The organism is Kiloniella sp. EL199 (assembly GCF_900313065.1).
Classification (GTDB): Bacteria; Pseudomonadota; Alphaproteobacteria; order Kiloniellales; family Kiloniellaceae; genus Kiloniella.
In genome coordinates, this window is the sequence record NZ_OMPU01000004.1 from 368601 (window position 1) to 391224 (window position 22624).

Below are 22624 nucleotides of genomic sequence, written 5' to 3' on the forward strand. Positions count from 1 at the left end.
TGGTGGTGAAAAGATCCCTCATACCAGGGATTCCTTCCCGCTTTCACCACCATCTGCCTGTTCTTATGAAATAGCCTGATTAGCCGACATAAATATCATTTATCGTATCCAATGAGGCCAGATCAATCCCATCCAATGTGACAAGATCAACTGTCCAATTGGTTCCAAGGCCCGAGGTATCAATCTGGACCACACAGCTTCCAGCACCATCGTCAACCACTTGGAAATAGGCACCTAGGGGATCGGGTCCTGCACCCAGATCATCCAATAGATCTGAGATATCCAGATACTCACCTTCTACCTCGGTTTCAAAACCCATAATGGTATCACCGAACTCAAGGTAGGATCTGTAGATAAAGATATCAGCTCCACTACCACCTGTTAGGGTATCTGCACCACGATAACCGTTTAGGCTGTCATCGTCTGTGCCACCAAAGATAAAGTCGTCTCCAGACCCACCGTTGATATAATCATTGCCAGCGTCGCCATAGAGATAATCATCACCTGTACGTCCATAAACTCTGTCATCTCCATCGCCTCCTGAAACCGTGTTATCAATGTGACTACCAGAAAGTTTGTCGTTAAAAGCCGTTCCGATCAGGTTCTCGATACTCAGAAGGGTATCGTTACCATCTCCTTTTGAGGATTTAGTATGCAGGCTGGCAATAACCTTTTTTCCGGCACTGGAATAATCGATGGTATCTGTGCCAGATCCCCCGTTTATGCTGTCATTACCAGTACCCCCTACAAATGTGTCGTTACCTGAGCCGCCATGCAGGGTGTCGTGACCACTACCACCATCTAAATGATCGTTTCCGGAGTTTCCGTTTAAGATATCATCTCCTGATCCACCATAGAGATTATCGTCACCAGAATTACCATTTAAAATGTCATGGTTAGAGCCACCAAAGAGGCTATCGTTGCCAGATCCTCCATGCAATGTATCCTGTGCAGAATCACCGTAGAGGGTGTCATTACCGGACCCACCTTTCAAAACGTCAGAGCCATCGCCGCCGTAAAGGATATCATGGCCTTTCTCACCATAGATAGTATCGGCACCGTTACCGCCATAGATCTGGTCATTAAAAGAGGCAATGGTGTAGTTACCAACTTTGTCGAAGCGATCAGATGAACTCTCGCCCAAAGTATTCTCTGAGACCAATGTTGCGCCCCAAGTAAAATCATCACCGACACTTAAACCAAATTCACTCAATGAGACCGATAGATATAACTCACCATCTCTTAATGTGGCTAATCCAGTATCTGTCCCGTCTCCAACAAGGGCCCCACTTTCTACAGAGTAAAGGGTTGATATTAATCCACCGCTGGTGAGATCAACCACCAAGGCATGTGACCAACCACCTGACAAATCAGCAGAACCGTTTACGATATTTGGAAGGGAAGAAACGCCAGCCAGATCCAAAAGAAAGACAGCCTGCCCACTCATACCTGCGTTGACGGATATTCCACCGCCATAAGCTGTCATACGAAAAGAAAGGCTTTGGGTATTGTTGGTTACGCCTACATGACGAATATCCCAGGCATCTGAAAGAGATCCTGCAGAATAGGTTAAATCTGACGCAGCATCACTAATACGGGATACCACACCATTATTAACCTCGTATCCATCACTGCCGTATTGACTATGCGCGTTTAGTATCGCTGCGTTTGCCTGGCCAATATCAACAGTGAAGACGGTATCATCAAAGTCCCGATCGCCACCATTATAAAGATCTTCGAACCCTAAGGTCAGCGTTCCCTGATCCACATCCAGTCTGCCAACCGTATGCAAGATGCCATCAGGGTTAAGGGCTAAAGTATCTCCATAGGCGGCTGTGTGATAATCATGGTTACGAATTTCTGTTTCAGTACCATCCGGTGCTACGTGATAAAGTGACGGATTGGTGCTATAAATAGATGCGACAGTACCGTCGGCATTACGCATCTCAAAGTACCCTGTACCATCCCAGTTGGTGAAGAAGCTGTTGTTTATCCCATAGCCGTTTGCGACGATGAAAAATCCAATTTGATCACCTGACGATACATCCAGAGATTCTTGTGTAACACCGTTTATTAAATTACCACCACTGCCCTGAGATGACGCATTTTCCCAAATAAACTGAACGTCATATATTTGACCTGTGGTGGTGTTGACCTTGTACCAACCAAAGGAGTTCCGATAACCAGCGCCCTCACCTTCGAAGGTTACTGTTACGGGATGATCATCTGTAATGACAATTTGGGTTAAATCCGCAAACTTAATCTGACGGTCCCCATAAAGAACATCTGCTCCTGAGTTTCCTGTGACATAATCATCACCGGAACCAGCGTAAACGTGATCATTACCACTATTAGCCAGAATGGTATCGTCTCCAGCGTATCCGCTGATTACTTCACCAGAAGAAGTTCCATTTAAAGTGTCGTCTCCGTTAGTCCCTGTTAAGGGTGATATTGCTGTTGTATTTGCCATAATAAATTCCTCATGATCCCCTCACGCGAAATTAAACAAGATTATTCTGCGGCTGTTGATGGGACTGGTTCATCTTCTGGAATTCGTCCATAGACATCATCGAGGCGGACAATATCGTCCTCTCCCAGATAGTCTCCGAACTGAACTTCAATGAGATGAAGAGGCGTATCACCAGGATTGTGCAATCTATGTGCAACTCCTAAGGGGATATAAACAGATCCATTTTCCTCGATCCGTTTGACTTCTTTGCCTAAGGTCACCTCCGCCACACCAGCGACAACAACCCAGTGTTCTGCTCTGTGGTGGTGATATTGGTAAGATAGGATTTCGCCCGGCTTTACAGTGATATGTTTAACCTGGTGATTAACACCGACATCAATACTTTGATATGCACCCCATGGACGGCGGACCTTCGCCTGTGTATCAGCCTCATCCCTGCCCATACCGCGTAGTTTTGTGACCATCTTTTTCACATCCTGAACACGATCTTTGGCTGCGACCAGAATGGCATCATCTGTTTCGATGATTATCTGATCTTCCAAACCAATCGCGGTGACCAATCGTCCTGAACTATTGATATAGGTGCCTTTACAATCCTGAAGTAAAGCATCGCCTTCTTTGACGTTCCCATCAATATCGCTATCTCCCAGGTCCGCAATTGCGTTCCAAGAGCCGATATCACTCCATCTAAAAGAAGAGACCATAACTACGGAGGAAGATGTTCGCTCCATTAGTGCATAGTCTATGGAAATCTTAAGCGCCTTTGAAAACTCATCATGATCAGGCAGAACAAAAGGCCAGGCTTCTGTGCCTTTTTTGAGAGCCAAGCGACAGGCTGAAACAATAGAGGGGTGGAAAAGTTCCATCTGCTCTAGAAACTGGCGTGCGGTAAACATAAACATGCCGCTGTTCCAATGATGACCACCGCTAGCCAAAAGTTCCTCAGCTGTTTTTACATCCGGCTTTTCAATAAAAGCAGCTGCCCGATAGCAATCGCCCTCGTAATTAAGCTTTTCACCTTGAGCGACATAGCCATAAGCCGTTTCAGGACGATCTGCCGCCATACCAAAGGTAACAAGTTCACCAGCGCTTGCAGCTTGATAGGCCGTGGATACTGTTTCGTGGAATAGCTTCTTCTTACCAACAGAGTGATCTGAAGGCATAACCAACATACAAGCATTAGGGTCTATACATTCCAGTGCCAAGGCAGCCAAAGTTATTGCTGGGGCTGTATCCCTGCTTTCAGGCTCTAATACAACACCACTGACATCTGCATCGATTTCCTTCATCTGCTCACTGATAACAAAACGAAAGGCTTCGTTGGAAATGAGCAACGGTGCATTGTAGGCGTCTCGATCTGAAACAAGTTCAACCGTCTCCTGCAGCAGGCTACGTTCACTTAGTAAGCGAATGAACTGTTTTGGCCAGGTATTACGGGACACAGGCCATAACCGAGTGCCAGAGCCGCCGCAAAGAATGACAGGGAAAATCTTATTAAGGTTCGTATCATTTGGCATGATGCCCTCCTGACATTGGGACACCTATATAAAGGTGTCGAAAGGTGAAGGATGCTTCTTGAGTACTTGATTAAAGAAGTACCGATACCTTTATCCGCAAAGGGCATGCCAAATCACACAAAATCACTATTTATTTTTTAATATCAATAAGATAGACAAAAGTACCAAGTTTCATGGAAATTTATGAAATCAGATAAAATTGTAGGTATTTTTCATTTTGACGATCACACTGATAATTTCCGCCGAAAGCCTATCAATTTGGAGAAAAACACACTGAAATAGCCCATTTGGGGCTGGCACAGCTTTTGCTCTTACTAGGTACACGCACCGAAGAGGAGCATGAAAATGAAGATCAGACGAGAGAGACCAAGCCAAAGACTTCACCATAGAGTGTCTGCGCCTATTCGTATTGATCTGACAGATGGCGTTTATAAAGCTCATGACTGGAGCCTGGGTGGTTTCGCCATTAATGACTATCAAGGTAAAACTGATGTCGGCGAAGAACTACCGGGAACATTACACATTCCCTTCCAAGGTTTTGATATCTCCTTCCCCTTTGTAGCTGATGTCATACGGAAAACTGATGATAATCAACTAGCCGTAAAATTCCAGGACCTGAGCGAACGTGAAGTGGAAATGATGACCCACTTTGTTGATGAGCTGGTTCGCGGTTCCATGACTTCTGTTGATGATGCTCTTTTAAGGATTGATACCCCGGTAACACCAGTCCCCACGACGCCCGATAAAAATGACAGCAAGCAGATCCCTCTGAAGCGTTGGTCTCTAAAACCAATCCTCTTTACACTTTTTTATATATGCCTAGGGGCCCTGGTAATTGGTTATGCTGGGCTAACAGCTTATAGCTACATCTTCCGGATGGAAATAAACACAGCTGTTGTTACTGCCCCAGTGGAACCTTTAAAAGCTTCTGTTACTGGTAAAATTCAAAAAGTTATTGTTCCTTCAGATGTGCTTGTACCAGGAAAGACACCAATTGTTGTTTTTGAGGACCCTAAGTTAAAAGAGGACATTGATCTCGCACGGATCAAAATTGATCGTCGCGCTATGGAGGTACTGGCCAGGCAGAAGGAACTAGAATCTGAAATGGCCAAGGTGAATGACTATCGCCTCATAGCCGAAGGAGAGATTGCCCGACTAAAGAGCAGAGTTAGTACCCTCGCCCATCAGGTAAAGCTTGCTCACAATCAAATGGTCAGACTTAAAAATCTCGAGAAGAAAGGCTGGATGAGTAAAGCCCGCCGAGAAGAGATTGAAGCACAACATGCGAAAGTTCGTGGAGAGCTTGAAGAAGCCAAAATTCTTTTATCTGAACGTCAAACACTTCTAAGTACCCTGGATGAAGGACGTTATTTCTCTAGTGGACGCTTTGAAGGAAATATAAGCGAAAGACAAACTGATCTAGATCTGGCTCTTAACCGTGTCACACTTGCAAAGAGTGAATTACAGGCCCTTATGAGCCACCGTGACCGTCTTGCTATCCATGCGCCTTCTGACGGTCGGATCCTTAGGTTTTTAAAACTCGAAGGTAACCCCATCAAACAGGGGGAAACCATCGCCCTTTTTGAAAAAGATGAACGCCGAACGATACATGCCTTTCTAACCCAGGAAGAAGTCCTCGAGGTCGGTCTTGGAGATAAAGCAACCATCTTCTTTCCTTCCATAGATGAAAGAGCTGATGCCTTTGTGATTAAGGTCGATCGTACCAGCGGCTTCGTCGAAGAAATGCAATCCCGTTACCAATGGCGCGGCCCCAAAGATCGTTCTGCTCTTATCGTTCTCTCTTTTATTGGGCTGACCTCAGAGGAAATCCGAAGCCGCTTTTCACCTGGTTTGCCTGCTATAGTGATTTTTGATCGTGGAAACACCAGCGAGCTTACCAGCAAAGTTACTGCCATGGTTGTTGAAAGGGGGGCCTGATGGATAACCTCCAATCATATAAGTACTTCGTGGATGATCCAGATAGACCGGTTCCTTTTAAAGAGAAGTGGTCGCCGAAGATGCTCTATCACATCTGGCTTTATTTCATGATCTGTTTCATTGCACTGACTGCCCTCCCCAATAACTACTGGGATCCGCAAGTCAGGGAAGTCACTATCATCATCGGTACCCTTGGGATATGGCGTTATGGTTGGTGGTTCACCCATGCGGTTCGGGCACGCATCTATCAATATTTAGTCTATCCAAAACTTCGGGCTAAAGCGGATGCTGTCTTTGCCAGTGGTTGGAAGGCAAGTCATGTTCACTTCATGATGACTACCTTTAAAGAACACCGGCAAGTTACTGAAATGGTGATGCAAAGTATCATTGACCAAATAAAGGATTTGGGATCACCAGGTACGATATGGCTTGGGTCTGGAGATATATATGACGAGAGAATTATCTCTAATTATCTACGACAGAACGCCAAAGGCATCGACCTTGATCTTGTCATCATTAGACAAAACCAGCCAGGTAAGCGCCTTGCAATAGGCCTCGTTCTGAGGGCAATGAACCGAGGTAATATTGGCAAGGACGATATTGTAGTTTTTATGGATGGTGATGCCATTATTGGCCCTGGCTGTGTACGGAAATGTGCCACCCTATTCCTCGATGATCCTGATTTACAAGCTGTTACAACGGACGAAGAAGTCATCTGTTTTGGTCCGGCATGGGTAAGGACTTGGCTACTTATGCGTTTTGCCCAACGACGGATTGCCATGCAAAGCCATGCCTTATCAAAGAAGGTTCTCACTCTAACAGGACGGATGTCTGTATTTCGGGCTAAACACTTGGCGAGTTTGAAGATGATCAGGCTTTTAGAAGCGGATCATCTGGAACATTGGCTATGGGGAGAATTTCGTTTCCTATCGGGCGATGACAAGAGCACCTGGTATTACATGCTACTCCAAAATGCCAAGATGCTCTACGTACCAGATGCCATGGTTTATACTATTGAGTTTATTGAAGGAACTGGCCTGGATCGAATGGTTCAGAACTTTCGTCGCTGGTCCGGTAATATGCTCCGCAACGGTTCCCGTGCCCTTGCTTTGGGGCCACGTAAAATAGGTTTCTTTATCTGGTGGTGCATCCTGGATCAACGTATTGCTATGTGGACCATGTTAGTTAGCCCGATCCTGGCTGTGATGACTACCCTGCTGCACAGTGCGAGTTATTTGATTTCCTATGCCGTTTGGATCGCTGTATCCAGGATGGCACTTTCTATCATTCTCTACAGCTATATGCGCCGGATCCATTTAGCCGTTCCTGGTATTTTGTATTTCAACCAATTCATCAATGCAGCAGTTAAAGTTTACTGTCTCTTTCGTCTCTCCAAACAGCGTTGGAGCAACAGGGGAGATCAGAAATCCGCTGATGGTACCGGTTGGCTCGAAGTATTCCGAACAACAATGGCTTCATATCTCACCGCCCTTTATCTCGCTATGCTTTGTTTAGGTGTTACGCTCTATTCGGGCCTTATCCCTCTACCATCCCTTCCAATGATCGAGATGGTTCTTAGCAGTATCTTTCCTTATTAAATTTGTGATTTAATTTTGAATCTCCCTTCTCAATCAAATTGTTTTCATTTTCTCAATTTGAAAATCAATTTGATCCAAAATGAAATCCATTCTCCTACCTCAAAATAACACATTGATTTATATAACAATTTTCTCTCTCAACTCGTGGCACATCCTTTGCTCTTATCAGTTAAATATCTGTGAGGAGAAAAACCATGAGGACACAAACAGGTTCAACAAAAGTCTATTGCTTAAGTACCCTGCTCGTTTTTTTCCTCGGGCTAATGCCGGTATTTTTCAATGCCATTATTGATCCCTACGAACGGCATCAGTTGATCGATCTAGACTTGGACAAAAAGAAGGTCAGTGAGAAAGCTCACTATCCCCTTTGGAAGATTAATCACTACCCAGAAAATACAACTAACATCATTATTCTCGGTGATAGCCGTGCCCGAGCTCTACGAGATAAATACTGGCATGAGCTTGGCTTAAAAGGTGCTTATAATTTTGCCTATGGTGGGGCAACAATCTACGAAATTTATGACACCTTCAACTATGTCAAAGATAACCCCAATCTGAAAAAACTCATTATAGGTATTCAACTAAGAAGCTTTGATGAGGACCATAAAGGCGGCCTTAACCGGGTTCCTGAAGCTATAAGGCTGCATCAAAATACATTCCAGTACTATTCCAACTGGTTTGTTTCCCGCATTGCTCTGAAAAACCTAGAGCGCAAATATAAATCAGAGTTAAAACAAATTACCTCTGTACTGCCTTCAATTATCTCTGCGGCAGATGCCCAGAACTTAAACCTTAACAATGGGCTAGAGAAATTAATTGATCCAGAAAACTGCCGAAACTGCCTTTTGCCTCAAGGTATCCCGTCTTCGCCTTATAGAACTCAACATATTGGTCAAGGGTATTACTTCGGACATGATCTCGGTAGATGGGGACGTTTATGGGATCCGATTTCAATCGACAGAACGCTTCCAAAGAAGTTCGACAAACAAGTACTGAAGAACGCGCGTTCTGATTGGCAAGCCTTCCACTTTTCAGAAAAACTCTGGGCCTACCTTATTGATATTGCAACATGGTGCCAGAAAAATAACGTCGAGTTGGTATTTGTCATTCCCCCCACCATAGTGGAAATGCAGCAACGTATTGTCGATTTTGGTTATGGGGATCTTAATCACGAGTTTCGTAAAAACCTCTCTCGTCTAGGGGCGGTTATAGATTTTGACTTTGTAAACGAAGTCACCTTGGATCTAACCCGCTTCACCGATGCCTATCACTTTGATTACAAGCTCTCCAAGTTGATGGTGGGTGAGATAACAAGGTTTATCAAAGCTGATACTCCCTCAACAAAATTCGCGCTTAAACGTCGTAAGGACGTCATCTGTCCCATTCGATCTGAGGATATTTCAAACAAAATGGAGGATGAAACCTTCCTGGTCAAAGAAGGACAGGCCTGCCGGATATGGAGTATGAAAAATGACGGATAGAACAAAACGTACAGTCATACCAACCACAATCCTTTTAATGCTTACGGCTGGTATCTTTTACTGGCTTTGGCAAAACCATGATTGGCGCACAAAAAACGCCCCAACCGACCCGATTGTAAATGAATACATCAGCCAGGCTCGCGGATTACAAAAACAAGGCAAACTCAATGATGCCATTGTGATCTTTGAAAAATACGCCCTACAAGGTTATCCCGATGCAATGTTTCATGTGGCAAAAGCTTACAGCCGCGGCTGGGGTGTTGAGCCTGATTTGGATACAGCCCGTCACTATTACCTCTTAGCTGTTCAATACAGCTTTTCTTACAGGGCTGAAACAGCCCATGAACTAGGCCGCTTGTTTCAGAGATCCAAAGGTCCGGATTGCAACACCATTGCCGTTGAATGGTTTAAAAAGGCCCTGAAATGGAAATACAATAAAGCCGCTCTGCAATTGGCCATTCATTATGAAAAAGGCTTAGGGGTAGATCAGGATATCAACAAAGCGATCGAATATTATGAAATCGCAGCCAACTCCGGTATTGAGCAAGCGCTATTAAAGTATGCACGGCTTTTAGCCAAAGGAAGATATGGGATTACTCCTGATCCAGACAAAGCCTTATCCTTAACTGAGGTCGCCGTCATTTCACTGGAACAGAAAGCGCGTTCTGGCTCCGCAAGTGCAGCAAAACAATTGGGTCGTCTCTATAGAGATGGTGAGTTAATCAAGAAAAACACGACTAAAGCTGAAAGCTGGCTTCTTAAAGCAGCACGATTAGGAAGTGTCGGTGGCATGCATGACTACGCCCACCTTCTGTTGGACAAAAAACCGCTTTCCAAGAACAACAGCTCTTCTGCACTTGATTGGCTAAACAAAGCTGCTGACCTCGGTCATGGAGGAGCTATGACAGCCCTGGGGCGCTTTCACATCGACAAAAAATACGACTTGAAACCCGCCGGCGCACTAGAATTTTTCGAGCGAGGAACCAAGGTAGGGCACGGTGGAGCGATGGAAGAACTCGCCCGTCTCTACGCCAAGGGATACCTCGTTAAGGAAGACCGCCAGAAAGCTATTGAGCTAGCCACAATTGGCAGCAACAAAGGTCACTTGGGCTGTAGCCGATTACTGGAAAAGCTGACCAAGAAGGCCAGCGCCGATAACCAAACTTCCCAAACAAAATCTTGAGGAGATAAACCATGGTATTTAGCTCTCTTGAATTCATTTACCTCTTTCTGCCTCCAGTTTTGTTGGTGTTCTACCTGCTTCGTTTTCTGCAGTGGGAGAACGGTATAGTTTGGTGGCTGATTGCAGCTTCCCTAGCTTTTTATGCTTGGTGGAGCCCCATACACCTTATTCTTCTGCTCTTCTCAGTAACAGCCAACTTTTATCTTCATAAGGTCTTGCTCGAACGTAAAAGCAGGCTCGTACTCACGAGTGGGATTATTGGAAATCTAGGATTACTTTTGTACTTTAAGTATGCAGATTTTCTTATCGGTAATGTAAATGCTATTGCAGGTTCTGAAATTCCGCTCTTGGGGATAGTACTTCCTCTTGCGATCTCATTCTTTACCTTCCAGCAGATCTCCTTCCTTTTTGATACCTATAGAGGTGAAATTGAGCAGTGTAATTTCTCCAAGTACTGCCTCTTTGTGGTCTTCTTTCCACAGTTAATTGCCGGACCAATTGTTTTACAAAAACACACCATCCCGCAGTTCACTTTAAAGACCTTTACCCAACGCGTAGGCCTCAACTTTGCGACAGGTGCTACTCTCTTTGTCATTGGCTTGTTTAAGAAGATTGTCATTGCGGACGGTATTGCCCCCTACTCCACCTCTGTCTTTACCCTGGCAGAACAGGGACAAGCTCTGCCAATTGACGTGGCCTGGATGGGGACCATTGCCTATACGTTCCAAATATATTTCGACTTCTCAGGCTATTGCGACATGGCACTGGGGCTTGCAAGAATGTTTGGCATCAAACTCCCTCTGAACTTCAACTCCCCTTATAAAGCCCAAAACATTGTCGATTTTTGGCGCCGTTGGCACATTACGCTTTCGGTTTTTCTCCGGAACTACCTCTACATTCCTTTAGGCGGCAATCGGAAAGGTCCTGTTAGACGCTATGTAAACTTGACCATCACCATGTTACTCGGTGGGTTATGGCATGGTGCAAGCTGGAACTTTGTTTTCTGGGGTTTGCTACACGGTATCTATCTGTCCATTAATCACGCTTGGTCAGCAATTGGTTTTCACAAAAACCTCGAAGTCTTTTTCCATCCTCTTGTGATTAAGGTTTTCTACCATGCTTTAACCCTCTTGGGTGTTATGGTCGCCTGGATCTTTTTCAGGGCTGAAAGCTTTACAGGGGCCGAAACCATGTTGCTTAGCATGTTTGGGCAAGCCGGATATATCTACCCTGATATTATCAAGGACCTCGCTCTTGATCATGAGTTCTTCTGGTTTATCAGCTGTGTCATTGGTTTCATCATCTTCTTCTGTCCCAACTCTGTTGAAATCACGCGTAGATATCAACCGACCATCGACTACAAGAGCCTGCTGGATAAAACCCATCAGCTAAAAGCACGATTTATCAAAGCCTATGCCTGGCGCCCCTCAACCAACTGGTCCTGCGCCATGCTGGGAGTGGGCGTCATCAGCCTACTCCAGATCTATCGTCTCGATGAACTTACAGAATTTATCTACTTCAATTTTTAGGAGATCTTAGTATGAAGCGCTTCATCCTCCCCCTTCTCCTATTAAGTGTTCCATTTGTGGCTTATTCTGAAGAGTACCCTGACTGGCTGATTACTCTTCAGGGCTCAAATCAAACATACAACACCCAAACACAGGAAGGCTCACGTAAAGGTGTTACTCGTAAAGGCTTAATCTCTGTTTCTAAAAGCGGATCGAACCAGCTTGAAGTTTACTGGGAACCTGGCGCATACAGGGCAACATCTGTATTTAATCAGACAAAAATTATTGATGGTTTTGACCTCGATGATGTCTCTAGAACAAAGAGTTTCCGCTTCAATAAAGAGGGTGATACGGCCTACATCCGGACAACTAAAGGCCCTCAAGCTATTGTAGAGCTCATCTATAACCAAAAGAGCATCGTCGCCTGGCCTAGGCTTTCCATCGTGAGCCTCCTGTCCTTTCAAAAGACGGGGTTTTATATCTCTCTATTTTCTAAGAAGACCCAAGCCACGGAGTTTTGGTTTTATTCTTTACCCTCTGATGATCACCTTCAGGCAAAGGGGGAAAAAGTCGGCACTTTAAAAAACTGTTCTCTACTCAGTAGTAAAGTCGTGAAAACAGGTATCGCTATGTCAGTCTACTGTGATCGGGAAAGAGGCAGTGATGTTGTTTTCTTAAGCTTCAAAACCGGCAAAATCGAGAAGATAAAAGCAACATCTGACGATGAATTCCTTGCCTATTCACATCTAAAAAAGAGCAAAGATAGCATTCCGGTAATGTCATTATCCGGTAGCAATCAGGGACGCATCTTTTTCCACGCTATATCGCAGAGTTTTACCAAGTATCTTGGGGAGCCCATAGCCTACAGTTCTGATGAAAGCGGTAAACAAAGCTGGAGCCAGTCTTATAGAACCCTGAGCTTAGCCAACCTGTACAAAAAAACTGGTCATCCTGTTTTTGCCACACTTGCTCAACAGGCTATGGAAAGAACACTGGACCAGCAAAACCTATTAAGGGGCATAGGCGGAGATCACAATCCGTCTTGTGCTTGGGCATCTCGGATCTATTCAGAAGATGGCAAGAGCCCACTGTCTTTTATGATTAATCAGGGAATGATCTCGTCAGGTTTAATTTATGCCTGCGAGCTTCTTGGTGATAACTGTCCCCTTAAACTCAGACAAGCAATCTTGAACAATGCATCTTGCTTGGCCGTTTCTTACGAGAAGTATTACCTACCTGACGAGGGACTTTATCGGATCCCCTATGCAGCCCCCTTTAGATATGACGGTATCTGGGCACCCTGGAACTGGCATATGATGTGGTCATCGGTCCTGTCATACGTTGGCCATGAGACCGATAATAGAGCCCTGACTAAACGTGCCCATTCCATAACAAACCGTTTTATTAAAACATGGGAAGAAACAAGAGAGCCCACCTCGAAAATTCTTTGGCGTTACTGGCCAGAACAATATTATCGCGGCTGGCAATCTGAAGACTTGGTTTCTGCATCTCGTCCAAAACAAAAAAAGAAAAACCTCCAGAAAGAGAGGTACGAGGATATAAACCACGCAAGCATTAGCCTGCTTGGCCTTTCACATATGAAGCAACAGCTATCTTCTGAACAAATAAACGGTTTAGAGAACACGTTGAAATTCTTGCTTCAACAAGGGACGATCCTCCCAAGAGATATGGATGGTCAGGGCCCGAGAAGCCCAAGGTGGCTACCTGGTGCAGGTTGGCATATCATTGCAAATCCAGCATTAGAACAGCTCTATTCCCGATATCTCCCGGGCGCCTCGACAGGCGATCAACATCTTGCTTATGCCCAACTGTTTGATCCAGAAAAAGAGTTTTCCATAGAGCTTAGCTTCTCACAATGTCGGCAATCGGCTTGCGAAAAAATTAATAGCCATAGCTTTGATAACCCAAAGGAATTTTTAACAGAAAATCCAATCTTTAGCCTCAGAGAAATCCAATAGATAATACTTTAATTGGATCTCTCTTTTTCTTTTCTCAAAATGAGAAAATCAGCTTTTATCCTTTCAATATGAAAAACCACTTGAATAATATTTTCAAAGGCCACCACTAACCCATTGTAATTACATAATTATAAAAATGGCACGCTTTCTGCCTTTACCTACTTAGAAACACAACTCTATTTGGAGAAGACGATGAAAGCCGACATCTCAGAAGTTCGACAAAAACAAGAGCTCCGCTCTGTAACGATAAATCAATACAATGATCGTGAATTGGAACTCGTCCCGGAAAGAATGGGCATCAGTATCATTGGCCTTGGGTATGTCGGCCTCGTTTCCGCAGCCTGCCTTTCTTCCTGTGGTCATAACGTGATTGGCTTGGATAAGGACCAATCCAAACTTAATGACCTAAGAAGAGGCATTTCTCCTATTGTTGAAGAAATGCTTCCTGAACTCCTTGAACAAGGGGTCCACGACAAAACCATTTCTGCGACAGATGATGTTACAGAAGCTATAGCTAATACAGATATGACCTTTGTCTGTGTTGGCACCCCGAGTACAGAAACAGGGCATTGCGATTTAACCGCTTTGAGATCTGTAGCTGTTGATCTCGGGAAGGCACTCAAAGAGAAATCTAAATATCATCTGATCGTCATTAGAAGTACGATCCCTCCCGGAACAACGCGCAATGAACTTTTACCTATTTTAGAGCGCTATTCTGAACTTGAATGCGGGAAAGATTTTGGTCTTTGTTTTCATCCAGAATTTTTGCGGGAGAGTTCTGCCGTAAAAGACTTTTATTCACCTCCCAAAACAGTGTGTGGGGGCTACGACGAACGCAGTTCAGTTATCCTTGCCAAGCTCTATGACAACATTGATGACAAGGTCATCTATACCTCAATTGAGGCCGCAGAAACTGTTAAATATGTGGACAACACATGGCACGCGCTAAAAGTGTCTTTTGCGAATGAAATTGGCAAAATCTGTAAGGCAGCGGATATAGATAGTCATGAAGTTATGGATATCTTTATTCAGGATACCAAGCTCAATCTCTCTTCCTACTATCTAAAGCCCGGTTTTGCTTATGGCGGATCATGTCTGCCTAAGGATGTGCGTGGCATCAATCACCTCGCCCGTTCTCTCGGCGTAACGACACCTATTTTAGCTGCAATTGATCACAGCAACCGATCTCAGATCGAACATGCCATGGACATGATTGAGGCCACAGGAGGCAAGAAACTGGGTTTCTTAGGCCTAACCTTTAAGCCTGGTACAGATGATCTTCGTGAAAGCCCGATCCTCCCTGTTATCTCAATGCTCATGAGCAAAGGCTATCAAGTCCGTATTTACGATTCAAATCTGGATGTCGATCGTTGCGTTGCCCATTACAAACAACATGCAAAGGCAGCTAATTCATGGGAAACCCAATGTCTAGAGCATCTAGATGAAATTGTCTGCACAACCCTTGCTGAAATTAAATCCTATAGTGATACCCTCATCATTTGTCATGATACACCGGAATTCAGAGACGAAACCGTTGAAAGACGTGATGATCAGGAAGTAGTGGATCTGGTAAGAACCTTTGGATCTATCACCCATAAAGACAAGATTTTTACTGTTGGTATGGATGATTACATTCAAAAACCTCTCACCCAGAGCTCCCTGATAGAAAAAATTCCCCCAACGGATGATAAACAAAAGCCAATGCGTGTTCTTGTTGCTGATGACAATCCAGCCAATGCAAGAATTGCACAGGTCATGTTGGAAAAGATTGGTCATAAAGCAGTCACTGTTCTGGACGGCAACGAAGCTATGCGCAAACATCTTACCAATAATTTCGATCTTATTCTGATGGACTTGAACATGCCCGAACTCGACGGTCTGGGTGCAACCAAGCTCATCCGAAATCTTCCTGGTGATAAACGCGACGTTCCCATCATCGCCCTCACCTCTCATGCCGCACCAGAAGAGAGCACAACATATCGCGGCCTGTGTTGGTAAATTCTTCACTTGAATTCTAGACCGCGTATGGACCCGGAGAGGTCTCCCCCCAGCACCTCATCCGGGTCCGCCCAAATTCACCTCTTAAACCGGAGGACCAAGACAATGGTTACAACTCATACAAGTCAAAGCGCTGAAAGGTTTGCAGAAATCCCTGAGGCTTTTATCAACCCACATAAACTCTCTTCAACTATTCTAAGAGAATACGATATCAGAGGCACCGTCGGCAAAGATCTCTCAAGAGAAGATGCCTACGCTATTGGCCTTAGTTTCGGCTATCTGGTTAAAGAAGTTGGTGGGTTTCATGTCTGTGTTGGACGCGATGGTCGCCATAGTTCACCAGCGCTCTCGAAAGCTTTAATCGCTGGCCTTACACAGGTAGGTATAACAGTAACGGATATCGGTCTATGCCCCACACCGATGGTCTATTTTGCTGATCGTGCTTTGAATACACATGGCGCCATCATGGTTACGGGATCACATAACCCGCCAGACCAGAATGGTTTTAAAATGGTTTGGCAGCATAAACCCTTCTTTGGCAAACAGATCCAGAGACTTGGTGCCGTAGCAGCATCTGGCATCTTCCATAAAAGTCTCTCAAAACTGGAAAGCCTGGATATCTCCCAAGCCTACTGTTACCGCATGCTGGAAAGTTGCAAAATTTTAAAGGAACCTAAAGTAGCCTGGGATCCTGGTAATGGTGCAGCAGGTGAAATTCTTGAAAAGTTACTGCCCCTGCTCCCTGGTGAACACATCCTCATTAACGCTAAGATTGACGGTGATTTTCCAAGCCATCATCCTGATCCAACCGTTCCAGAAAACCTGGAACAGCTGACCCAGAAAATACTTGAGAACAACTGTGATTACGGCTTTGCCTTTGACGGAGATGGCGACCGGGTTGGTGTTGTTGATAATAAGGGCCAGATCCTATGGGGAGATCAGCTTTTGGCCTTACTGGCTGAAGAGTTACTTGAAAGTTCTCCGGGCGCGACAATCATCGCAGATGTGAAAGCCAGTCAGGTTCTCTTTGATCATGTTGAGGCAAAAGGAGGTAATCCCCTGATGTGGAAGACTGGCCATTCTCTTATAAAAAATAAAATAACCTCAACCGGCGCCCTCCTCGCTGGAGAGATGAGCGGTCACATATTTTTTGCCGATAGTTACTACGGTTTTGATGATGCCATCTATGCGGCAATCCGATTGATGAATTGTTTTGAAAGCCGTGGGAAAAGAGTTTCCGAACTAAGAGATGGCCTACCAAAGGTACTCAACACTCCAGAGTTAAGGTTCCCCTGCGAGGAAGATCAGAAATTTGGCTTTATTGAACGTATAAAAGCCTATGTAGAAAAGAAACGTTTTGAATATTCTGATGTCGATGGTGTGCGTGTGAAGTGTCACGATGGTTGGTGGTTACTTCGAGCCTCAAATACCCAGGCTGTTTTGGTTGCCCGTTGTGAAGCACCAGATGAAAAGCGCCTTGAACTCGTTAAAAACCATCTACGAACTTCTCTGCGAAAATGCGAAATCCCTATGCCACCCGACTTTCATTAATCATCAAGTGGTTTAATGATCACAAAGGCCTTTTCATTCAAGGAAAGGCCTTTGTTCTGTTAAGGTATATCCACTCATGATAGATAATTTTCTTTAACGGCATTGTATTTTTCCCTAAAGCAGCTATCCAGTAATTATGACAATCCCTATCATCACAGGTATTTCAAAAATCATTAATGACTATGATCTTTTCATCCTTGATCTCTGGGGTGTCATTCATAATGGCGTTCAAGCCTATCCGAAAGCTCTCAACTGTCTGAAACAATTACATCATCTGTTGGAAAAAAAGTAGCTCTTCTATCCAACGCCGCCAGAACTGGCAACGAGATATCAAGACATCTTGAAAACCTAAGCATATCAACTCGTTTATATGATCATCTACAGACTTCTGGCGATGCTACTGCACGAAACATTCAAGCCCGATCAAAGGAGTTGAACAGTTCTACCTACCCGCTCTTTTTTCATGTCGGACCTGACAGAACCCAGGCAACATTAACGGCCTGTGGTGGCACAGCTGTTCCGCTAGAAGAAGCTGAACTCATAATCTGTACGGGTTTATTTAATGATGAAAAAGACCAGTTGGCCGACTATGAAAACCTTCTTTTAGAGGCGGCCAAACACGAACAATTAATGATATGTGCGAACCCGGACAGGGTTGTTAAACGCGGGGACAAAACGATTATTTGCGCAGGAAGCCTTGCCTTAAGATATGAAGAGTTAGGCGGAAAAGTTAGCTACATTGGCAAGCCTTATCCAGATGTCTTTCACCAAGTAATTAATAGGTTCCCAACCATCCCCAACAGCCGTACGGTGATGATAGGTGATAGTCTTCATACGGATATAGAGGGCGCTAAGATATAGAGGGCGCTAAGAATGTTGGTCTCGATACGGTCTGAGTGGCTGGGGGGATACACACTAAGGAATTACGGTTGCCCCAAGGGCAGCGTTTAACACCTAAGTCTCTTCAAAACGTTGCAAAAAATATGGTGCATCTCCAACGAATGCAATGCCATACCTTACTTGGTAGCAAATTTCCAGAGACCTTCGCCCATTGATCAAGAAGCTTCGATGTTAGTGGACCATCCAGCCTTTGTCTTGTTTATATTGGCGTAGAGCTGCAAATACTTCTTCAGCAACCTTGGGCATTCTTGCCGCTGTTTCTAAAGCTGCATCATTCAATACACGCTGGCAGAGCATTTCTACTTCCATGGCTATGGATTGCATTTCCATCGCACCATATGCAGCCGCAGAACTTCCAAGGGTGTGGCATTCCAGTTCCAAGGTTTCCAAATCACGCTGCTTTGTTGCTTGAGATATGGCAAGCACTCTGCGTGCAGCATCTTCAAGGAAGAGATCTATCAATTCTGGCATCATGGAAAGGTCAGTTTCATTAGCCAGGCGTCTTAGAACAGAAGTGTCAATCGGCTTATCCATATCACTACTTATAAGCGATTTATTGTTATCTTCCAAATGTTCAGTTTCGTCGGAAGACTGCAAAGCTGTTTCAACAACATTTTCACCTTTCTCTGCGGTCTCCATGACTTCAATAAAGGTATCAAGAACCTCAATAACACGCTCTTTTCGTATAGGTTTTCTGATGTATTCATCCATTCCAGCTTCCAAAACCTTTTCACGAAACCCCTGCATGGCATGAGCTGTCATGGCAACGATAGGGACTTCGGAAGCTTGACCTCCTAGGGAGCGTATTTTCTGTGTTGCTTCCAGGCCATCCATTTCAGGCATAGAAACATCCATAAAGACCAGGTCGTAAGGGAAATTTTGAACAGCATCGACAGCTTCTTTACCATTACCAACGGCATCTACTTTGTAACCAAGATTTTTCAATATGGCCTTAATAACCATAACGTTCGTCGGATTGTCCTCTGCAAGTAAAAGCCTTTTATGATTTTTCGCAATCACTCGCATTCTTTGACCTGCAGTTTGCGAACCAACATTTTCCTCTATCGGTGCGGTTCCTAATTTCATAGGAATCTCGAACCAAAAATGGCTTCCTTCGCCTTCCCGACTATCAAAACCAATTGCCCCGTCCATCATCTCTACAAGGCGCTTGCAGATTGACAGTCCCAGCCCAGTTCCACCAAATTTACGGGCATAAGAAGCATCAACTGTTGTGAACTCTGAAAAGAGATCATCATGAAGATTTTCTGGAATTCCTAAGCCTGTATCTTGCACTTCAAAACGGATAGTCTTTCCTTTGTCCTCAGCTCCTTGCTCATCAGCGGTAACAAGTACAGTCACCCGACCTTCTTTTGTAAATTTCAGGGCATTGGAAACCAGATTCAAAAGCACCTGACGTACTCGACCAGGATCACTTTCAACCCATTGAGGAACTTGACGGGAAACTACTGTCTCAAAGATAAGATTAGATTTATCAGCCTGAGGTTTTGATACCTCTCCAACACTATCGATCAATCCATGAAGGTCATAGCTGAAATTCTCTAGCTCCAGTTTACCAGCTTCCATCTTGGAAAAATCAAGAATATCATTGATAACGGTCAAAAGAGTTTCTGCAGAATTACGCCCTGTGTTTACATAGTGTTTCTGATCCTGGTTAAGTTTGGTTTCATCCAAAAGTCCCAGAATACCAACCACACCGTTCAAAGGCGTTCTGATTTCATGACTCATCATAGCCAAGAAATCAGATTTGGTTTGGCTGGCTATTTCCGCCTTTTCTTTTTCATTTAATAACTCTTTTTCCGCTGCTCGACGTGTTGTGATATCTCTTAGATACGCCACAAAGATCGTTCCATCCGGACCAGCCGTATCCTCAATAGCAAGTTCGACAGGAAAAACATGCCCTTCCTTGTGGAGAGCCTCGACCTCAATACGTTTGCCCAGGACAGGCCCCTCACCCGTTTCAAAATATTTTTTCATACCCACTTCATGCATTTCGCGTAACTCTTCGGGTATAATTAATTCAGATAGCTTCTGCCCAACCGCTTCGTTGGCAGAAAACCCGAAAGTTTTCTCGGATGCAGGATTAAAGTCCAGGACATACCCCTGAGCATCAATTGAAATAATGCAATCCATTGCAGTGTCCACAATGGCCTTCATTTTATTTTCACTGACTTCCCTCTCTTTAACGAGTGATGAAAAGAGATTTAGAGTATTGGCCAAATCCTTAAACTCTTTAGCAACAAATCCTCTGAATGAAATATCATCCCTGGTGCTCCCCTGCATAATCGCAGAAAGGTGGCTATTTATTCTCTCCATGGGTGTCAGGACAAAGAAGCGTCCAAAAATGATAAAAATAGATGCGGCAACAAGTAGAATGATCCCGGCTTGAACCATCATCCCATAGATATGGCTGTCTATACGCTGATAATCATCCACAAGATTCCACCGGATTTTAAGACTTCCATATACCTTCCCCTGGGATTCAATAGGAATGGTATGGTCCATACAGTACTTACGTTCTATCAGTGCTTTTTTATTCCAGGCCTTTACTTGCTTTCCTTCACCATCAAGAAAGACGATACGGTGAATAGAAGGTATACTGGTCGACACGCGCCCAATGAGGTTATCTAACAAGACTTTATCTTTAGTAATAATGGCAGTAGTAGCAATAGATGCTACCAACTGACCGATTTCTCTTGTTTTGACGTCAGCATCCAGACGCATATGTTTTGTTTCGTAGTGACGCATATATTCAGTTGCCAGAACACCAACAACTATTAACGTCACAGCAAGAAGAGGAACCAATATCCTTGATAAGGGCCAATTATTGAGTGTGTTATTTTTCAAGGTCATGATTTCTTCCATCTCTTTAGCGGATTGAAAAACGATCAACTAACCTTTGAGTAGCAATATCTACACCAAGAACAATTCTCTTTAATTACAAGAAGTTAAATATTCTTTCTTGCAAATTAAGATTTTTATCTCTGTCAAAATGAGAATTTTTGTCAAATTGACAGGCCAATTTCCACACAAAAAATGTCAAGCTACTGATTTGTAAGAGAACTCCATTTGGCACAGGTCCTGCGTTGATATGAATACCTTTTTCTTTAAGGAGACAGATCATGGCAAGGAAATGGAGTGCAGATGTACTTGTAATTGATGATGATCCAATTATTAGAACTTTGGTTATGAAATACCTCGCAAATGAAGAACGCGTTTCCGTAAGCGAGGCCAGCAATGGAAAATCCGCACTTAAATACGCGAAGAAACATATACCTGATCTTATCCTGCTCGATTGGCGCCTGCCAGGCATTCAGGGCGTTGATCTTCTGGTTGAACTTAAATCCATGAAAAAGACCCATGAAATACCAGTGGTTATGCTAACAAGAAAGAGTAAGGTAAAAGATATGGAACGCGCTTTCGCTCACGGCGCAGAAAATTTCATCGCCAAACCCTTCTCCGGACTAGAACTAAAGAGAAAAGTCTTAGAAAACTTGCCAAATGTTATTTTGTAGTTCACCCCTGTAAGGCAAACACCCCACCGTGTTTCCACTAAGGCGTTGATTTTATTGGTTGCGGGGGTAGGATTTGAACCTACGACCTTCAGGTTATGAGCCTGACGAGCTACCGGGCTGCTCCACCCCGCGTTCGGGTGATATTAGTCTTTTAACGATGCTTCGAGCTTTGCTCTCGCTTCCTCGTTTTTCTGCGGGCGGACGCCATTTTATTCGATGGTGTCCTTGTCTTACTTCGTTCGGAATTTTGCGATGGATGCTTAGCCTTACCGAACGTTAGTGAGGCAAGCCATTGAGGCGTCCGGAACGTAGTGAGGAAACGAGCCTGGATAGGCGAAGTATAGTTTGACAGAGTTGCTCTGTGTTTAAAAGACCTGGCAACGACCTACTCTCCCACACCTTAAGATGCAGTACCATTGGCGCTGAGAGTTTTCACGGCCGAGTTCGGGATGGGATCGGGTGTTGGGGCTCTCGCTATAGTCACCAGGTCATTAAAACACAGAGGTATGAATTTGGAATTGAACTAGACCGTTGAAATCATTTGATTTCGTTATCTACAACACACGAAGTGTGCATTGATTTATCACTGCGGTGATAGAGTGTTCGATCAAGCCTATCGAGCGATTAGTACCAGTTAGCTTCATGTGTTACCACACTTCCACACCTGGCCTATCGACGTGGTGGTCTTCCACGGCTCTCAAGCGAGACCTTGTTTTGAGGCTGGTTTCCCGCTTAGATGCTTTCAGCGGTTATCCATTCCATACATAGCTACCCGGCGGTGCTCCTGGCGGAACAACCGGTACACCAGAGGTATGTCCATCCCGGTCCTCTCGTACTAGGGACAGATCCTCTCAAGTCTCGAACACCCACGGCAGATAGGGACCGAACTGTCTCACGACGTTCTAAACCCAGCTCACGTACCACTTTAATTGGCGAACAGCCAAACCCTTGGGACCTGCTCCAGCCCC

General features: G+C 44.4%; 14 protein-coding genes, 1 tRNA gene and 2 rRNA genes. 11 read left to right on the forward strand and 6 right to left on the reverse strand.

Going from position 1 to position 22624, the window contains the following annotated elements:
* Positions 1–79 precede the first annotated feature (79 nt).
* The gene (locus D9A03_RS02305) at positions 80–2470 is read right to left on the reverse strand and encodes a DUF4114 domain-containing protein (protein WP_120495620.1); all 2391 of its coding nucleotides are present in this window, start codon (positions 2468–2470) and stop codon (positions 80–82) included.
* Positions 2471–2511: 41 nt separating this feature from the next.
* Positions 2512–3987: a mannose-1-phosphate guanylyltransferase/mannose-6-phosphate isomerase gene (locus tag D9A03_RS02310; protein WP_120495621.1), complete on the reverse strand. Its 1476-nt coding sequence runs from the start codon at positions 3985–3987 to the stop codon at positions 2512–2514.
* A gap of 345 nt (positions 3988–4332) precedes the next feature.
* Between D9A03_RS02310 and D9A03_RS02315 the strand changes: the two genes are divergently transcribed.
* The 10 genes from D9A03_RS02315 (at position 4333) to D9A03_RS02355 (ending at position 18084) form a co-directional block, all read left to right on the forward strand.
* Positions 4333–5925 carry a PilZ domain-containing protein gene (locus tag D9A03_RS02315; protein WP_162937931.1) on the forward strand — a complete coding sequence of 531 codons (1593 nt, stop codon included), beginning with the start codon at positions 4333–4335 and terminating at the stop codon, positions 5923–5925.
* Positions 5925–7523 (forward strand): glycosyltransferase, encoded by a 1599-nt coding sequence (locus D9A03_RS02320; protein ID WP_120495623.1) that lies wholly within the window; start codon positions 5925–5927, stop codon positions 7521–7523. Before D9A03_RS02315 ends, D9A03_RS02320 begins: the two co-directional genes overlap by 1 nt.
* Positions 7524–7717: 194 nt before the next feature.
* Positions 7718–9004 (forward strand): hypothetical protein, encoded by a 1287-nt coding sequence (locus tag D9A03_RS02325; protein ID WP_120495624.1) that lies wholly within the window; start codon positions 7718–7720, stop codon positions 9002–9004.
* Positions 8994–10187, forward strand: coding sequence for a tetratricopeptide repeat protein (locus tag D9A03_RS02330; RefSeq protein WP_120495625.1), 1194 nt, complete (start codon positions 8994–8996; stop codon positions 10185–10187). Before D9A03_RS02325 ends, D9A03_RS02330 begins: the two co-directional genes overlap by 11 nt.
* An 11-nt stretch (positions 10188–10198) precedes the next feature.
* On the forward strand, positions 10199–11716 hold the full coding sequence (locus tag D9A03_RS02335; RefSeq protein ID WP_120495626.1) for an MBOAT family protein: 1518 nt from the start codon (positions 10199–10201) through the stop codon (positions 11714–11716).
* Between the two features lie 11 nt (positions 11717–11727).
* Positions 11728–13674, forward strand: coding sequence for a hypothetical protein (locus D9A03_RS02340; protein WP_120495627.1), 1947 nt, complete (start codon positions 11728–11730; stop codon positions 13672–13674).
* Positions 13675–13866: 192 nt separating this feature from the next.
* A complete protein-coding gene (locus tag D9A03_RS02345; RefSeq protein ID WP_120495628.1) occupies positions 13867–15672 on the forward strand; it encodes a nucleotide sugar dehydrogenase in 1806 nt (601 codons plus the stop codon).
* Positions 15673–15777: 105 nt separating this feature from the next.
* Entirely contained in the window at positions 15778–17223 is a 1446-nt protein-coding gene (gene pgmG, locus D9A03_RS02350; protein ID WP_120495629.1) for a phosphoglucomutase/phosphomannomutase PgmG, read from the forward strand.
* A gap of 136 nt (positions 17224–17359) precedes the next feature.
* Entirely contained in the window at positions 17360–17515 is a 156-nt protein-coding gene (locus D9A03_RS19715) for a hypothetical protein (RefSeq protein WP_162937932.1), read from the forward strand.
* Between the two features lie 35 nt (positions 17516–17550).
* Positions 17551–18084 (forward strand): TIGR01459 family HAD-type hydrolase, encoded by a 534-nt coding sequence (locus D9A03_RS02355; RefSeq protein WP_254054957.1) that lies wholly within the window; start codon positions 17551–17553, stop codon positions 18082–18084.
* 210 nt (positions 18085–18294) lie between these two features.
* Here the strand turns inward: D9A03_RS02355 and D9A03_RS02360 are convergent, their stop codons facing one another.
* Positions 18295–20994, reverse strand: a complete 2700-nt coding sequence (locus D9A03_RS02360) for an ATP-binding protein (protein ID WP_162937933.1) — start codon at positions 20992–20994, stop codon at positions 18295–18297.
* 269 nt (positions 20995–21263) lie between these two features.
* Here D9A03_RS02360 and D9A03_RS02365 point away from each other — a divergent pair, with 269 nt between their 5' ends.
* Positions 21264–21656 (forward strand): PleD family two-component system response regulator, encoded by a 393-nt coding sequence (locus tag D9A03_RS02365; protein ID WP_120495632.1) that lies wholly within the window; start codon positions 21264–21266, stop codon positions 21654–21656.
* A gap of 55 nt (positions 21657–21711) precedes the next feature.
* On the opposite strand, the gene D9A03_RS02370 is transcribed toward D9A03_RS02365, so the two are convergent.
* The 3 genes from D9A03_RS02370 to D9A03_RS02380 form a co-directional block, all read right to left on the reverse strand.
* Positions 21712–21788, reverse strand: a tRNA-Met gene (locus D9A03_RS02370).
* A gap of 240 nt (positions 21789–22028) precedes the next feature.
* A 5S ribosomal RNA gene (gene rrf, locus D9A03_RS02375) occupies positions 22029–22144 on the reverse strand.
* A gap of 115 nt (positions 22145–22259) precedes the next feature.
* Positions 22260–22624, reverse strand: a 23S ribosomal RNA gene (locus D9A03_RS02380); the annotation flags it as partial.

Bases quoted from the DNA above. Each gene is read 5' to 3' on its own strand.
- D9A03_RS02305 (WP_120495620.1), bottom strand. From the start codon at position 2,470: ATGGCAAATACAACAGCAATATCACCCTTAACAGGGACTAACGGAGAC.
- D9A03_RS02310 (WP_120495621.1), bottom strand. From the start codon at position 3,987: ATGCCAAATGATACGAACCTTAATAAGATTTTCCCTGTCATTCTTTGC.
- D9A03_RS02315 (WP_162937931.1), top strand. From the start codon at position 4,333: ATGAAGATCAGACGAGAGAGACCAAGCCAAAGACTTCACCATAGAGTG.
- D9A03_RS02320 (WP_120495623.1), top strand. From the start codon at position 5,925: ATGGATAACCTCCAATCATATAAGTACTTCGTGGATGATCCAGATAGA.
- D9A03_RS02325 (WP_120495624.1), top strand. From the start codon at position 7,718: ATGAGGACACAAACAGGTTCAACAAAAGTCTATTGCTTAAGTACCCTG.
- D9A03_RS02330 (WP_120495625.1), top strand. From the start codon at position 8,994: ATGACGGATAGAACAAAACGTACAGTCATACCAACCACAATCCTTTTA.
- D9A03_RS02335 (WP_120495626.1), top strand. From the start codon at position 10,199: ATGGTATTTAGCTCTCTTGAATTCATTTACCTCTTTCTGCCTCCAGTT.
- D9A03_RS02340 (WP_120495627.1), top strand. From the start codon at position 11,728: ATGAAGCGCTTCATCCTCCCCCTTCTCCTATTAAGTGTTCCATTTGTG.
- D9A03_RS02345 (WP_120495628.1), top strand. From the start codon at position 13,867: ATGAAAGCCGACATCTCAGAAGTTCGACAAAAACAAGAGCTCCGCTCT.
- pgmG (WP_120495629.1), top strand. From the start codon at position 15,778: ATGGTTACAACTCATACAAGTCAAAGCGCTGAAAGGTTTGCAGAAATC.
- D9A03_RS19715 (WP_162937932.1), top strand. From the start codon at position 17,360: ATGACAATCCCTATCATCACAGGTATTTCAAAAATCATTAATGACTAT.
- D9A03_RS02360 (WP_162937933.1), bottom strand. From the start codon at position 20,994: ATGACCTTGAAAAATAACACACTCAATAATTGGCCCTTATCAAGGATA.
- D9A03_RS02365 (WP_120495632.1), top strand. From the start codon at position 21,264: ATGGCAAGGAAATGGAGTGCAGATGTACTTGTAATTGATGATGATCCA.